General features: G+C 64.8%; 13 protein-coding genes. 7 read left to right on the top strand and 6 right to left on the bottom strand.

What is annotated here, in order from left to right:
- The first annotated feature begins 49 nt into the window (after positions 1-49).
- The gene (locus C450_RS03395) at positions 50-802 is read left to right on the top strand and encodes a class I SAM-dependent methyltransferase (protein ID WP_005040028.1); all 753 of its coding nucleotides are present in this window, start codon (positions 50-52) and stop codon (positions 800-802) included.
- 347 nt (positions 803-1,149) lie between these two features.
- Positions 1,150-2,322, top strand: a complete 1,173-nt coding sequence (locus tag C450_RS03390) for a pyridoxal-phosphate-dependent aminotransferase family protein (protein WP_005040026.1) — start codon at positions 1,150-1,152, stop codon at positions 2,320-2,322.
- A 44-nt stretch (positions 2,323-2,366) separates the two neighbouring features.
- Here the strand turns inward: C450_RS03390 and C450_RS03385 are convergent, their stop codons facing one another.
- Entirely contained in the window at positions 2,367-2,843 is a 477-nt protein-coding gene (locus C450_RS03385; RefSeq protein WP_005040024.1) for a hypothetical protein, read from the bottom strand.
- Positions 2,844-3,001: 158 nt separating this feature from the next.
- Between C450_RS03385 and C450_RS03380 the strand changes: the two genes are divergently transcribed.
- The 3 genes from C450_RS03380 to C450_RS03370 all read left to right on the top strand — a co-directional run bounded on the left by C450_RS03380 (position 3,002) and on the right by C450_RS03370 (position 6,015).
- Positions 3,002-4,285, top strand: a complete 1,284-nt coding sequence (locus C450_RS03380) for an O-acetylhomoserine aminocarboxypropyltransferase/cysteine synthase family protein (protein ID WP_005040021.1) — start codon at positions 3,002-3,004, stop codon at positions 4,283-4,285.
- Positions 4,282-5,532, top strand: coding sequence for a homoserine O-acetyltransferase MetX (gene metX / locus C450_RS03375; RefSeq protein ID WP_005040018.1), 1,251 nt, complete (start codon positions 4,282-4,284; stop codon positions 5,530-5,532). The genes C450_RS03380 and metX overlap by 4 nt, the downstream gene beginning before the upstream one ends.
- A 90-nt stretch (positions 5,533-5,622) precedes the next feature.
- Positions 5,623-6,015 carry a hypothetical protein gene (locus tag C450_RS03370; RefSeq protein WP_152424390.1) on the top strand — a complete coding sequence of 131 codons (393 nt, stop codon included), beginning with the start codon at positions 5,623-5,625 and terminating at the stop codon, positions 6,013-6,015.
- 57 nt (positions 6,016-6,072) lie between these two features.
- Here the strand turns inward: C450_RS03370 and serB are convergent, their stop codons facing one another.
- Positions 6,073-6,720, bottom strand: a complete 648-nt coding sequence (gene serB, locus C450_RS03365) for a phosphoserine phosphatase SerB (protein ID WP_005040014.1) — start codon at positions 6,718-6,720, stop codon at positions 6,073-6,075.
- A 69-nt stretch (positions 6,721-6,789) separates the two neighbouring features.
- Positions 6,790-8,838 (bottom strand): hypothetical protein, encoded by a 2,049-nt coding sequence (locus C450_RS03360; RefSeq protein ID WP_005040012.1) that lies wholly within the window; start codon positions 8,836-8,838, stop codon positions 6,790-6,792.
- Positions 8,839-9,005: 167 nt separating this feature from the next.
- On the opposite strand from C450_RS03360, the gene C450_RS03355 reads away from it, so the two are divergent.
- Positions 9,006-9,383, top strand: coding sequence for a hypothetical protein (locus C450_RS03355; protein WP_005040009.1), 378 nt, complete (start codon positions 9,006-9,008; stop codon positions 9,381-9,383).
- Between the two features lie 76 nt (positions 9,384-9,459).
- Complete coding sequence (gene serA / locus C450_RS03350) at positions 9,460-11,046, top strand: phosphoglycerate dehydrogenase (protein ID WP_005040007.1); 1,587 nt, start codon at positions 9,460-9,462, stop codon at positions 11,044-11,046.
- A 24-nt stretch (positions 11,047-11,070) separates the two neighbouring features.
- Here serA and C450_RS22285 read toward each other — a convergent pair whose 3' ends face one another.
- The 3 genes from C450_RS22285 to thrC form a co-directional block, all read right to left on the bottom strand.
- Complete coding sequence (locus C450_RS22285; protein ID WP_169317802.1) at positions 11,071-11,235, bottom strand: hypothetical protein; 165 nt, start codon at positions 11,233-11,235, stop codon at positions 11,071-11,073.
- 157 nt (positions 11,236-11,392) lie between these two features.
- Complete coding sequence (locus C450_RS22000) at positions 11,393-11,773, bottom strand: CPBP family intramembrane glutamic endopeptidase (RefSeq protein ID WP_161606938.1); 381 nt, start codon at positions 11,771-11,773, stop codon at positions 11,393-11,395.
- A gap of 351 nt (positions 11,774-12,124) precedes the next feature.
- Positions 12,125-13,393, bottom strand: coding sequence for a threonine synthase (thrC, locus tag C450_RS03340; protein WP_005040001.1), 1,269 nt, complete (start codon positions 13,391-13,393; stop codon positions 12,125-12,127).
- Positions 13,394-13,483 lie beyond the last annotated feature (90 nt).

Here is a 13,483-nt window from a genome sequence, read left to right as displayed (position 1 = left end):
TTATTGCCAAATGGGAAACCATATGCGACGATGGCTCTCGAACGATTCTATGGCCGGTGTAGATCCTGATGAGGAACAGGCACGAGCATGGTGGAACGCTTGGTCAGAGTCGTTCCAGAGCGAAGGCGGTCACTCGATTGCAATAGCGTTTGGTCCGGGTGCCTCAGAGGAAGACGACTTGGGGCTGCTCGGAAACGTATCGGGTACTGACACAGTTGAACTTGGGTGTGGTGGTGCTCAGTTCGGTATTGCTCTTGCTCAGCAGGGAGCGAATGTTACGGGTGTAGACATCTCTGAAGAACAACTCAGCTATGCTCAGGGACTCGCCGAGGAGCACGATGTTGACGTCAACTTCATCCACAATAGTGTAACAGACTTATCGGACATCTCTGGTGGGACGTTTGACCTTGCAGTCTCAGCTTTCGCATTTCAATGGGTTGAGGATCTGGGAGCCTGCTTCTCTGAAGCAGCACGAGTCCTAAGAGACGGAGGAACGCTGGTTTTTAGCGTGGATCATCCGTACTACAAGATCATTGACCCAGAATCCCATGAGTTCAAGAAGAGTTACTTTGATGACTCTCCTCGTCGAGCATACAGCGACTCATTCGACGCTGAAATGGTGGTTTACTCGCGGGGGGTTGGAGAAACGGTTCAATTACTGAATGACGCTGGGTTCAGTGTCGAAGCAATCCGAGAACCGGGGTACGAGAATCCCGAGGAATATGAAGCAGAGTATGGAAGTTTCAAGCCAGAACTCATGGCCAAGGTTCCACCGACAATCGTCTATTCCGCTCGAATATGACTCACCACTGTGACCTCATTTGGTGTGTGATAGAACTGTCTGGGTTCGGAAACAACCCCGACACCCAACCCTGTCAGTAGGCACTTGGTTTCTGACAGGGTGTCAGCAACGTCGGTTCCCTTTGTAACCGAGGAGGCGTCAGCAAGAGGGCTCATCGCGGGTCAATAATCAGGTGGGTTTCGTCGGTGTTGATATGCGATCGGTCGTCGTCGGTTTTCTGGGCTGGTCCCCAGATATTCGTCGTCCGGCTGCGAAATTTTCCGATGCACAGGTCCCGAAACGGAACGGTGATGGCAAGATAGCGTGATACCGGCGAGGTTTATGTGAGCCGAGACGGACACTCGGGTATGACCGACGACGAGTTCCTGCTGCTCAATCCCGGGCCAGTGCCCGTGACCGATGCAGTCCGCGAGGCGATGGACGCGCCGATGGTCTCACACCGCTCGGCCGACTTCGAGGCGGTGTACGAGCGCGCACAGGACGGCCTCGATTACGTCTTCGAACACTCGACGCCACAGGAACAGTCGACCAGTGCCGGCGGGACCAGTCTCGTGCTCAACGGAACGGCGACGATGGGGATGGAGGCCGCCGTCGCCAATCTCGCTGGCGAGGACTGCGAGGTCGTCGCGCTCGTCAACGGCAAGTTCGGCCGACGTTTCGCACGGATCGCCGAGCGGTACGCGTCAGTCACGCGAGTCGAGGTCGAGTGGGGCGACTCGCTCGATCCCGATTCGGTCGCCGAGGCCGTCACCGACGACACCGACCTCGTGACGATGGTCCATAACGAGACCAGCACCGGCATCCTGAACCCCGTTCCCGAGGTGGGCGAGATCGCCGCCGCCCACGACGCCCGGTTCGTCGTCGACGGCGTGACCTCGATCGGGGGCGACGTCTTCCGGATCGACGACTGGAACGTCGACATGGCCATCACCGACTCCCAGAAAGCACTCGCCGCACCGCCCGGCGTCAGCGCGATGTACGTGACCGATCGCGTCGTCGAGCATATCGACGGCGAGCGCGCCCCCTTCTACGCCGATCTCGACTGGCATCTCCGGAAGGCCGAGAGCCATCAGACTCCCTTCACGAGCGCCGTCCCGCTCTTTCGGGCGCTCGCGGTGGCGGTCGAGGAAATCGAGTCAGAGGGGATGGAGGCCCGTATCGAACGCCATCGCCAGCAGGCAGCCGCCTTCCGATCGGGATTCGCCGCGATGGGCCTGGAGGGGTTCCCTACGCTCGACGACGCAAGCACTCACTCGAACACCGTGACAGCGATCTCGCTGCCCGCAGCGGTTCGCGATCACCCCGAAGAGTTCTTCGCTGCGGTCGACGAGCGCAACGTCTCGATCAGCGGCGGCCAGGCTCACCTCGGTGGCGACATCTTCCGAGTGAGCAATATGGGCCATCTCACGGACGAACAGGTGCTTCGCGGGGTTCGAACTGTGGGCGAGGCGTTCACCGATGTCGGCGTCGATGTCGATCTCGAAGCGGGGCTCGACGACGCCCGCACACAGCTCGACTGACTGCCGGCTGCCGATCGGTCGATGAGCGGCCCGACGATCGTCGATTACTCCTCGGAGTGCTCCTCGACCTCGATCTCGGTCCAGTCGGCGTCCGCCGACGGCCCTGCGTTGGCTCCATCGAGACCAGCGTCCTCGACCATCGCACCGATCTCGTCGGCGAGCCCGGCGACGTTGCCGGTGGCAATCAGTCCTCGAACCCGTTCGACGGCTGCGTCGGCGTCGCCGTGTTCGACCAGCGCTACCGCGGCCGCCTCACCCGCTCGGCCGCCGACTTCGGTGCCGGCGGTCTCGGTCATGATCCGGCCGAGCAGTCCGGAGTTGTTCACGCCCTTTGCGGCCGCACGACCGATGAGTTTACCGAGCGTTCGACCGAGCCGCTCGTACTCGACGGCGTCGTCGAGCGCTGCTCCCTCGGCGAGTGCGTCGATATCGAGCGCCTCCATGATGTCTTCGAGCACGTCGCTCGCGAAATACGCCGCGAGACCACGCTCGATCGCTTCCTCGGGTGTGTCGTCGGACATGCTGATCGTCCTTTTTCCAGGGCTCCTGCCGAATAGGGTTGTGGTTGGCAGGAGCAAGGCCGCCGCGAACAGCCGACCGACGACTCGACGGATCGGGGACCGGCGACACTTGCCGTAACTCGTGGTTATAGATACCCGTAGATATATGCACCACATACATGACCGACGACGAGCAGCGAGGCTTCGGGACACGATGTGTCCATGCTGGGCAAGCGTCGGATCCGGCGACGGGATCGCGCGCGCCGCCGCTGTACCAGACCACCTCCTACACCTTCGACGACGCCGACCGCGCCGCCGATCTCTATGCGCTCGAAGCGGAGGGCGACGTCTACTCCCGGATCTCGAATCCCACGGTCGCCACGCTCGAACGCCGCCTCGCCGACCTCGAAGGCGGCGTGGGCGCGCTCTGCACCGCGTCGGGGATGGCCGCGCTCGACGCCGCGACCTTCCTGCTCTGCGAGGCGGGCGACAACGTCGTGAGCGCCGCCTCGATCTACGGCGGCACCCACGCCTACCTCAGCCACACCGCTGCGCGCCGTGGGATCGAGGCCCGGTTCGTCGACACGCTCGATCCCGCGGCGTACGACGAGGCGATCGACGAAAACACCGCCTACGTCCACTGCGAGACCATCGGCAACCCCTCGCTAGTGACGCCCGACCTCGAAGCTGTCGCCGCCGTCGCCCACGACAACGACGTTCCCTTCTTCGTCGACAACACCTTCGCCACGCCTGCACTCTGCCGCCCCCTCGAACACGGCGCGGACCTCGTCTGGGAGTCGACCACGAAGTGGCTCCACGGCTCCGGCACGACGATCGGCGGCGCGCTGATCGACGGCGGGTCGTTCCCGTGGGGCGAGCACTCCGAGAAGTACCCCGAAATCGCTGGCGACAACCCCGCATTCCACGGCCTGAACTTCGCCGAGGAGTTCGGCGACCGCGCGTTCACCGCGGCCGCCCGCCAGCGTGCGATCCGGAGCCTCGGCGACCAGCAGTCACCGTTCGATGCGTGGGTCACGCTTCAGGGGCTCGAAACCCTCGATCTCCGGATGGAACGCCACTCTGCGAACGCCCACGGAGTCGCCGAGTTTCTCACAAGCCACGACGAGGTCTCGTGGGTCGCCTACCCCGGCCTCGACGATCACGAGACTCACGACACCGCCAGCGAATACTTGGAGGGAGGATTCGGCGGCATGATCGCGTTCGGACTGGAGGGCGGGTACGAGGCCGGCAAGCGCCTCTGTGAGGACACCGACCTCGCGAGCTTCCTTGCGAACGTCGGCGACGCGAAGACGCTGGTGATCCATCCCGCGAGCACCACCCACGCCCAGCTCTCGGCCGAACAGCAGCGCGCCTCGGGCGTGACGCCCGATCTCGTCCGGCTCTCGGTGGGTATCGAGGACGAGGCGGACATCGTGGCGGATCTCGACGGGGCGATACCATGACTCAAGCGACGCGCGACACCCGGTCGATCGGCGCGTTCGAGTTCGAGTGCGGCGAGTCGCTTTCGGACCTCGAACTCGCCTACGAGACCTACGGCGAGTTCACCGGCGACAACGCGGTGCTCGTCTGTCACGCGCTCACCGGCAGCGCCCACGTCGCCAGCGGCCCGCGCGGGGAGAAATCGAGCCCCCGATCGGGGCCCGATGGCCAGCACGGGGACGCGGCGGGCCAGGCCCGCGCGTGGTGGGACGCGATCGTCGGACCTGGAAAAGCGATCGACACGACTGAGTACTTCGCCGTCTGCGTGAACGTCCCCGGTTCGTGTTACGGCTCGACGGGACCGGCCTCGACCGACCCCGAAACCGGCGAGCCCTACGGAACCGACTTCCCGCCGGTCACCGTGACCGACTGGACCCGCGCCCAGCGCCGGCTGCTCGACGAACTCGGCGTTTCCCGGCTCCACGCCGTCGTCGGCGGCTCCGTGGGTGGGATGAACGTCCTCGAATGGGTGAAACGCTACCCCGAGCGCGTCGAGCGCGCGATCCCGGTGGCGACTGCCGCGCGGCTCGATTCCCAGTGCGTCGCCATCGACGGGATCGCCCGGCGGGCGATCACCACCGATCCGAACTGGGCGGGCGGCGACTACTACGGCGGCCCCGAGCCCGACGACGGCCTCGCAATCGCGCGCCAACTCGGCCACGTGATGTACCTCTCGAAGGAGTCGATGGAAGCGAAGTTCGGCCGGCGCGCCGCGGGCCGGGACGCCGCCCGCGACGCCTTCCCTGCCGATCCGGCCGCTGGCTTCTTCCCCTACCGCGACGTCGAGTCGTACCTCGATTACAACGCCGACACGTTCGTCGATCGCTTCGACGCCAACAGCTACCTGTATCTCACACGCGCGATGGACGAGTACGACCTCGCGGCGGGCCACGCGTCCGACGCCGACGCACTCGCGGGCTTCGACGGCGAAGTACTCTGTCTCTCCTTTACCGGTGACTGGCATTTCACCACGGACCAGGCCGCAGCCCTCGCCGACGCGTTCCGGACTACGGGCGTCGAGACCGCCCACCACGTGATCGACTCCGACCACGGCCACGACGCCTTCCTCGTCGAACCCGAGAACGTCGGCCCGCCGATCGCCGACTTCCTCGCCGATGGTGTCGCCGGCCGAGCGGTGACCGACGCGCGCGCCGACACCGACGGCGACACCGAGTTCGCACCCGTCCACGCCAGCCTGTTCGGCGACTGAATCCGGTTCGACCCCCCCACCGACCTCCATCCGATCAGTCATCAGGCGCGGGGAACAAACCTAAATATGATCTGTGAGAACACTTCACCGATGAGAACTGAGGTCGGCGGGTTCTGTGATATGCTCCTCGCCGTTTCATCGCTTTCTATTGTTGGTGTAGGACTTCTCAGCTACGCGACTATCGGTGGGCCAGAATACATCAGTTCTGCAGAGATGGTTTTCTATGCGGTAATCGGAACACTTCTCTTATCGACTCGATTTTCGGAGCGGGTGCAACGCCACGTTCGCTCGGTTCGTCAAAACCGATACATACAGACCGCTATGGCAATCTTCCTGTTCGCAATTGCGGGATTCTTGTTCGTGATCGGTGGTCATCTGATCGTATTGCTCTTCGGAGTTGCCTTTGCCGTAGCAGGAATCGAAGCGGTCTATAATATGTATCGCTACGGCGGGAGCGCCGACAACGTTCCTATACCGGAGTGATCAGATCAGGGATCGCCAGTACGGATTACTCGGGCGTAGCCGACAGTTGCTGCCCACTCACATTTCGGGGAGCACACCCCGTCTTTCGAGAAGTTCCTGCAGTTCGTCCATCGACGCCACGACCTCGTCACAGTGCGGTTCGACGGCGGGTTTCGGTTCGTAGCCCACCGCGAACCCCGCGACTTCGAGCATCGGGAGGTCGTTCGCACCGTCGCCGACCGCCACCGTGTCGTCGAGTGTGAGGCCGGCGTTGTTCGCGACCGCCTGGAGCGCATCGTCTTTCGTCCCCTCGATCAGCGGTCCCTCGACCTCGCCGGTGAGGTCGCCCTCGTCGTCGAAAACGAGCTGATTGGCGACGATGGTGTCGACCGGGAGATCGTTCCGCGCGAGCGCGCTCTCGACTCCGCGGCCGAACCCGCCGGTGACGATCGCCGTGACCACGCCCGCGTCGTTCAGCGCGCGAACGGTCTCGATGGTTCCGGGTCGTAGCTCGACCTGTTCGAAGGCCGTCTCGACCGCGTCCGCCGAGAGCCCCTCGAGCAGGCCGACCCGCTCGCGGAGGCTCTCCGCGTAGCCGATCTCGTCGTTCATCGCACGCTCGGTGATCGCCTCCATCTCGTCGGCGACGCCGCGCTGTGCACCGAGCAGGACCGTCATCTCCGAGTCCGAGAGCGTGCCGTCGAAGTCGAACGCGACGAGTTTCATGAGGAGGCCTTCGGCGCGCGACGTTTCAACTTATCCGAATCCGGTGATCGCCGAGCTAGTGCGGACGAATCACTCTTCTTCGTGGGCGATGGCGAACGTCCGCGCGCTCGCTCGATCAGTTTCGAGGAGCTCCATCGCTTCCGCAGCGGGTCTGAACGTGACGGTGCCGGCGTACGGCATCGCGTACACACCGGTCACCAGCTCCCGGGCGTCACCGGTCACCTCGACGGTGATCGAGCCGTCACGATTGGCGAGATCACTGCGATCGATGCCGTACCAGACCGCTCCGCCGTCGGCTGTCGATACCGCCGTGCTCGCTTCGCTCAGCGGTTTTCGTCCGTCGTCACCGACCAGACCGAGTTCCTCGATACTTCCTGACTCGCTCCCGTCTTCGGTCGTCGTCTCGGTGGACACCCAGAGGTCGAAGTAGTCGTCGGGGTCGAACCTGTCGCGTGATTCGAGCCGTCCCAATCGCTCGCGCTGTGTGCGGTGATCGGGGAAGACGAGCTCGTCGAGTGGGCGTTGTGGTTCACCGAGTTCCACGCCGAACCGTCGCGAATCGCCGGCTGCGAGCCGTGTGTTCACGCGTTCGTGGCCTACTCCGAACTCGTGGACGTCCGTTCGCGAGCCGTAGAGCTCCGTCGCTGCCGGCTCCGCGAGATAGGTGCTCACGTCTTCGGGCATCGCCAGCACGGCGTCGAGACGCGCGCCGTCGCTGTCGGAGGCGGTTTCGACGGCGACTTCGAGGCTGCCGTCCCGATCGAAGCGCTCGCGCGAGAGGCCCCGGAAGATCGACACCTGATCGCTCCCGTCGCCGTACGGGTAGTCACCGTCGACGTATCCGTCGAAATCCCCGACGAACTGCCACTCGCCCGCCCGGGTTCGCAACGAGAGTCGGTGTTCGTAGAAGTCGAATTCGGAGCCGGCGAGCCAGAGATCGAATCGGCGCTCGGACGCACCCCGACCACCGGCCATATCGCTATCGCGTTTCGCCCGAAGCGCGGCGTAGGCGTACTGGTAGCGGTCGCGAGCGAACGTCAGCGTGCTGGCGCGTGGCCCGTCGCGTGCCGCCGGTCCGACGTTCGGAACGAAGGGGTCGAACCCGTGTTTCGTTTCCTTGTACGCCGTTCTCGCGTACCAGCCGACGCCCTCCGCACCGGCTCCGAGCGCCGCCCGGAGATCCATCCACATCGCCTGTCGGCTCGGGGTGTACTGGGGGTTGATCGTGTGGGGCTCGCCGAGGTAGCTGACCGGCCGATCGTCGGTCAGCTCCCGAGCGTTCGTGACGAGACTCCGAACCGCGGCGTTCGCGGGGCCGGGACCCACGTCTTTGGCGTACCAGCCTCGGTAGAAGTCGGTGAACGTGAAATCGGGCAGCGCGCCCCGGGATTTCAGGTCCGCCGTGAGCGTCTCGAACGTCTCCGGCTGTTTCCCGTCCACGATGTACGGGAAATGGACGAAGATCCCGACGTCGACGTTCGGCGCAACGTTCTCGACGCGTCGTTTCTGCGCGGCGAAGATCCGGGGGCCGAGGCGTTCGAGATTCTCGACGGCGCGATCGTTCCACGTCCCGTCCTCGTTCCACCGCCCGCCGACGGGAGCCTCCTGCCAGAGCACGATCCGCCCCGTTGGGAAAAAGTCCCGATAGCGACGGACGACGGCTTCGAGCCCGTCGAGGTGGCGGCGGCGCTTCGCCCCATCACCGACGAACTCGCTCGGCGTGAGTTGTTTGAGAACGCCGACGTTCAGCCACACCTCGGTGCCGTGGCGGGCGGCCGCAGCCAGGGGTTTTTCGAGTGCCGGAAGATCGTCGGCGTCGGCATCCGCCTTCGCGATCACCACCACGAGATCGTGACGCGCGGCGAACGCGAAGAGGTTCTCGCGCACGCGCTCGTCCCGCCAGATCTTCTGCTCGGCCCAGACGAAATCCGGACCCGCAGGCGCGGATTCGGTGGCCGTCGTTTGCCTCCGCCGCGCGCTGCTGGTCTCCTGGCCGGTTTCGGCCGTATCGCTCGGACTATCCGTCGCGGCTCCGTCTCGATCGCTCTCGCCGGAACACCCCGCGAGCCCGATCATCCCGGCCGCCGCGGCCGCGTCGAGGAACCGCCGACGTCTCATCGGTGGGAGATGGGCGAGGATCCGAATAAGCGCTCGGGTGCAGCCGTGCTGGCTCGCTTTCCTGTTCCGCCGACGGCGCGACCGCTACGAACCATCGTTCGACGGTCGCTGTCTGTCGTCGTCGTTTCTTCCAGAAGGTTCACAACACGATCGATCGTGATTCCGATATGTCCGAAACCGACTCGTCGTCACGGTTCGGGATCGATTCGATCTCGTCGTCGACGGTCGTCACACTCACTGGGTCGATACTCGGTGTTGCGGGAGCCTACATCACTCAAGCGTGGGCTGGCGGTTCGTTCCTGGCGTTCGGTGCGCTGCTGGGCGTGGGTGTCGGGATCCCGACGCTCTACCGCGAGTGGGACATCCAGCTGTCGATCGGACCGGCGTTCGTCTGGGCGGTCGTCGCCAGCACGATCGGCTATGGGTTCTACGCGCTCGTCTTCGTGTTGTTGACTCGGTTCGGCGTGGACGGGGGTCTCGGCGACGTTCTCGCTGGCGGCGCGACGGTCGCACTCGGCATCGCGTTCTCGTTGTACCGCAACTGAGCCGTTCGAGTCACCACTGGCCGGCGATTTGTGCCCGGGAAGCAAAGGTTATGCCCGCCGCGTCGTTCGCCCCGATATGAAAGTACTCGTCACCGATCCCATCGCGGAGCCAGGTCTCGACCGGCTGCGCGAGGCCGGTCACACCGTCGAGACGGCCTACGACGTCACTGGCGACGCGCTCCACGCAGCGGTCGCCGACGCGAACGCCCTCGTCGTCCGATCGGGCACCGACGTCACCGAGGAACTGTTCGCGACCGCCGAGGAGTTGGTGATCGTCGGCCGGGCAGGGATCGGGGTCGACAACATCGACATCGATGCCGCGACCGAGGCCGGCGTGATCGTCGCCAACGCTCCCGAGGGCAACGTCCGGGCGGCCGCCGAGCACACCGTCGCGATGACGTTCGCGGCCGCGCGATCGATCCCCCAGGCCCACGCTCGACTCAAAACCGGCGAGTGGGCCAAAAGCGACTATCTCGGCACTGAGCTCAACGGCGCGACGCTCGGGATCGTCGGGTTCGGTCGGGTCGGTCAGGAGGTCGCAAAGAAGCTCGACGGGCTCGGGATGAACCTCGTGGCGTACGATCCGTACATCTCGGAGGAGCGCGCCGCCAATTTGGGGGCAGAGCTCGTTGAACTCGACGAGTGTCTCGCGAGCGCGGACGTCCTCACCCTCCACACGCCGCTCACGCCCGAGACCGAGAACCTGATCGCCGAGGACGAACTCGCGGCGCTCGACGGCGGTTACCTCATCAACTGCGCACGGGGCGGCGTCGTCGACGAGGCGGTACTCGCTGCCGCAGTGGAGGACGGACCGCTCGCGGGCGCGGCGATCGACGTCTACGCTGAGGAACCCCTCTCGTCGGACAGCCCCCTCCTGGATGTGGAGGACGTGATCGTCACCCCCCACCTCGGTGCGAGCACCCACGCCGCCCAGGAGAACGTCGCGACCTCGATCGCCGATCAGGTGCTCGCCGCGTTCGAGTCGAAACCGGTGATGAACGCGCTCAACGCCCCCTCGATGGACGCGAGCGCGTTCCCCCGGGTTCGGCCGTACCTCGACATCGCCTCGACCGCCGGCAAGATCGCGACCCAACTCCTCGACGGGCGGATCGAGACGATCGAGGTAACCTACGAGGGCGACATCGCAAGCGAGGAGGTCGATCTCGTCACCGCGAGCGCCCTCGAAGGGGTGTTCGAACCGCTCGAATGGCAGGTCAACGCGGTCAACGCCCCGCGAATCGCCGAGGAGCGCGGGATCGAGGTCGTCGAATCGAAGACCCGCACGGCCGAAGACTTCCAGAGCCTCGTCACCGTCACCGTCACCAACGGCGACACGGAGATCGGCGTCTGTGGCACCCTGTTCGCCGGCGAGGACCCCCGGATCGTCCGGATCGACGGGTTCCGTGTCGACGCGATCCCCGCCGGCCACATGCTGGTCGCGCGCAACGACGACGAGCCGGGCCTGATCGGCTTCATCGGCACCGTGTTGGGCGATGCGGACATCAACATCGCGGGGATGTTCAACGCCCGCCAGGTCATCGGCGGCGAGGCGATGACGGTGTACAATCTCGACGAGCCGGTTTCCGAGGAGCTCCAGAACCGGCTGGAGGACGACGATCGCGTGATCGAGACGCGGTACATCGCGCTGAACGGAACGGAGTAAGGGAATCGTATCCGAGCGCCTGCGTTACTCGCGGGCGAGCTTCTCGTAGGTCTCGGCGTGGATCTCGCGGTTGATCTCCGCGAGCCGAAGGATCGCTTCGCGCCGCTCGGTTTCCGAGTCGGCGTTTTTGACCTGCTTGCGGAGCCGCGCTCGCTCCTCCCGGTAGTCGTTTTCGGTGGACTGTGCCATTCTATTCACCTGTACTACGTCACCGCTGGTCTTTATTCTTCAGCCGCGTGGGAATGCTCGCGGTAGTAGTCGATGACCGCAGCATATCGACGTTCGACTGATCGGCCGCGAGCAGGCGCATGAGGTGTGATACCCTCTTGTAACTCGACTCACACCATCACAGATACGCGAGCAACGCGGGTGAAAGCCAGAAGAGGGCGTGTGCGAAACTCGGAACGACGAGGTTCCCGGTTCTCTCGTAGACACTTCCGAAAAGCAGGCCAGTAGCGAACATCACCGCAGCGAGTCCGAGAAAGTTTCCTCCGTAGCCACGATACAGCGCGAACCCGACGTGCATTCCGGCGAAGAGCCCGGCTGCAAGCACTACAGCCGTTATCACGGAGAACGACGATTTGAGGCGTCCCTGTATGATACCCCTGAACAGCAGTTCCTCGGCCGGTGCAGTTATCAGAAACCACCAGACGAAGACGACGACCCACGCGACTGGATCGGTAGTGAGTGCGGGAGTGAGGAACCACGTACTGTCGGGCGCGCTCACGACAGCGATAAGAGCACACAACAGCACCAGCCAGCCGAAATCATGGAGGGACGGGAAACGAAATCGGAGAGAGCGACGTGGCGTGTCTCGACGGATGAGGTAGCCGACTGCGACGAGCAAAAAGCCAATCTGAACCTGTGCAAACTGGATTATTCGGACGAGAACTGTTCCCTGTAGATCGAGAGTGCGGGCAACAGTCCCGATCACAGCCACACTAACGAGTGCTGCCGCAACCGCAGCGATCGTCAATCCGATAGCCGTACCGACGGCGTACGCCTGTGAGAGCGATGGTAGATCGGGACGTATCGACTGATAGTCTCTCATCTCGTCTGTTGTTCATACCTTCCAGTTTCACTCGCCACGCAGGTGATCGAGCACCGCATCGGTGTCGTTCGGCACTGGCTCCGGCTCCGTCCCGGCTGCGGCCGCGGCGTCGGGATCCTTCAGGAGATGGCCGGTCGTCAGGCAGACCACGTCCTCGTCGCTCTCGACGACGCCCGCCTCGCGGAGCTTTCGGAGGCCGGCGACGCTCGCCGCAGAGGCAGGTTCGACCCCGACGCCCTCGCTCGCGAGCGCGCGCTGGGCGTCGGTGATCTCGTCGTCCGCAACGGCGACCGCCGTCCCGCCGGTCTTCCGGATGCCAGGCAGCGCCTTCCGGGCGTTCACGGGGTTGCCGATCCGGATCGCCGTGGCGCGGGTCTCGACCGACTCCCAGCGCTCGATGTCCGCGGCCCCTTCCTCGATCGCCTCGACCATCGGCGCGGCCCCCGCGGCCTGGACGCCGGTGAGCTTCGGCACGTCCTCGGCATCGAGCGCTCCGCTCGCGACGAGTTCGCGGAAGGCTTTGTAGAGCGCTGCGGTGTTGCCCGCGTTCCCCACCGGCAAAACGATCCGATCGGGATACCGGCCGTAGTCGGCCTGGTACCGTTCGAGAATCTCGAACCCGATCGTCTTCTGGCCCTCCAGTCGGAAGGGGTTGAGCGAGTTGAGGAGGTAGGCCTCGCCGCGGTCGGCGAGTTCGGCGACGATATCGAGACACGCATCGAAGTTACCGTCGACTTCGAGGATTCGTGCGCCGTGGAGGCTCGCCTGGGCGACCTTCCCCGCCGCGACCTTTCCTGCTGGGAGGAGCACGAGCGTCTGCATCCCGCCGCGACCGCCGTAGGCCGCGAGCGCCGCGCTGGTGTTGCCGGTCGAGGCGCACGCCAGGCGGCCGACACCCAGTTCAGCAGCGACCCGGACCCCGACGGTCATCCCGCGGTCCTTGAAACTCCCCGTCGGGTTCATCCCCTCGTGTTTGATCCGCAGCGTCCGGGTGCCGATCTCGTCTTCGAGCCGTGGGACGGCGTGGAGTGGCGTGTCGCCTTCCGGGAGCGACACGCCGCTCTCGAAGGGCAGCGACGCGGCGTAGCGCCAGACGCCGCGACCCTCCTCGGCGAACGTCTCGAAGGTGGGATACTCGGCGTAGCGCGCTTCGAGGAGCCCACTACAGTCGGGACATCGGTAGATCGGTGCGTCGAACGGGGCGTGGACCGCACCGCACTCGATACACGCGAGCCACGTGCCGTCGGCCGCGACGTCGGGCGTTGGCTCGTCGCGCGCAAGCGTGAGATCGGTCATCACGCGACGGGACTGCCCGGGCGGGCAAAAGTGGGCCGGTCCGTGAGGTTCGTACAGTCCAGATGAATGGTATTTGGTGGCGAGACACTC

The sequence above is a fragment of the Halococcus salifodinae DSM 8989 genome, assembly GCF_000336935.1.
Lineage (GTDB): Archaea > Halobacteriota > Halobacteria > Halobacteriales > Halococcaceae > Halococcus > Halococcus salifodinae.
The sequence above is the reverse complement of the archived record's forward strand: the minus strand, read 5'-3'. Positions and strand labels throughout refer to the sequence as shown.

What these genes read in the sequence shown, in the direction of transcription:
- C450_RS03395 (WP_005040028.1), top strand. Translation starts at nt 50, where the DNA reads ATGGCCGGTGTAGATCCTGATGAGGAACAGGCACGAGCATGGTGGAAC.
- C450_RS03390 (WP_005040026.1), top strand. Translation starts at nt 1,150, where the DNA reads ATGACCGACGACGAGTTCCTGCTGCTCAATCCCGGGCCAGTGCCCGTG.
- C450_RS03385 (WP_005040024.1), bottom strand. Translation starts at nt 2,843, where the DNA reads ATGTCCGACGACACACCCGAGGAAGCGATCGAGCGTGGTCTCGCGGCG.
- C450_RS03380 (WP_005040021.1), top strand. Translation starts at nt 3,002, where the DNA reads ATGACCGACGACGAGCAGCGAGGCTTCGGGACACGATGTGTCCATGCT.
- metX (WP_005040018.1), top strand. Translation starts at nt 4,282, where the DNA reads ATGACTCAAGCGACGCGCGACACCCGGTCGATCGGCGCGTTCGAGTTC.
- C450_RS03370 (WP_152424390.1), top strand. Translation starts at nt 5,623, where the DNA reads ATGAGAACTGAGGTCGGCGGGTTCTGTGATATGCTCCTCGCCGTTTCA.
- serB (WP_005040014.1), bottom strand. Translation starts at nt 6,720, where the DNA reads ATGAAACTCGTCGCGTTCGACTTCGACGGCACGCTCTCGGACTCGGAG.
- C450_RS03360 (WP_005040012.1), bottom strand. Translation starts at nt 8,838, where the DNA reads ATGAGACGTCGGCGGTTCCTCGACGCGGCCGCGGCGGCCGGGATGATC.
- C450_RS03355 (WP_005040009.1), top strand. Translation starts at nt 9,006, where the DNA reads ATGTCCGAAACCGACTCGTCGTCACGGTTCGGGATCGATTCGATCTCG.
- serA (WP_005040007.1), top strand. Translation starts at nt 9,460, where the DNA reads ATGAAAGTACTCGTCACCGATCCCATCGCGGAGCCAGGTCTCGACCGG.
- C450_RS22285 (WP_169317802.1), bottom strand. Translation starts at nt 11,235, where the DNA reads ATGGCACAGTCCACCGAAAACGACTACCGGGAGGAGCGAGCGCGGCTC.
- thrC (WP_005040001.1), bottom strand. Translation starts at nt 13,393, where the DNA reads ATGACCGATCTCACGCTTGCGCGCGACGAGCCAACGCCCGACGTCGCG.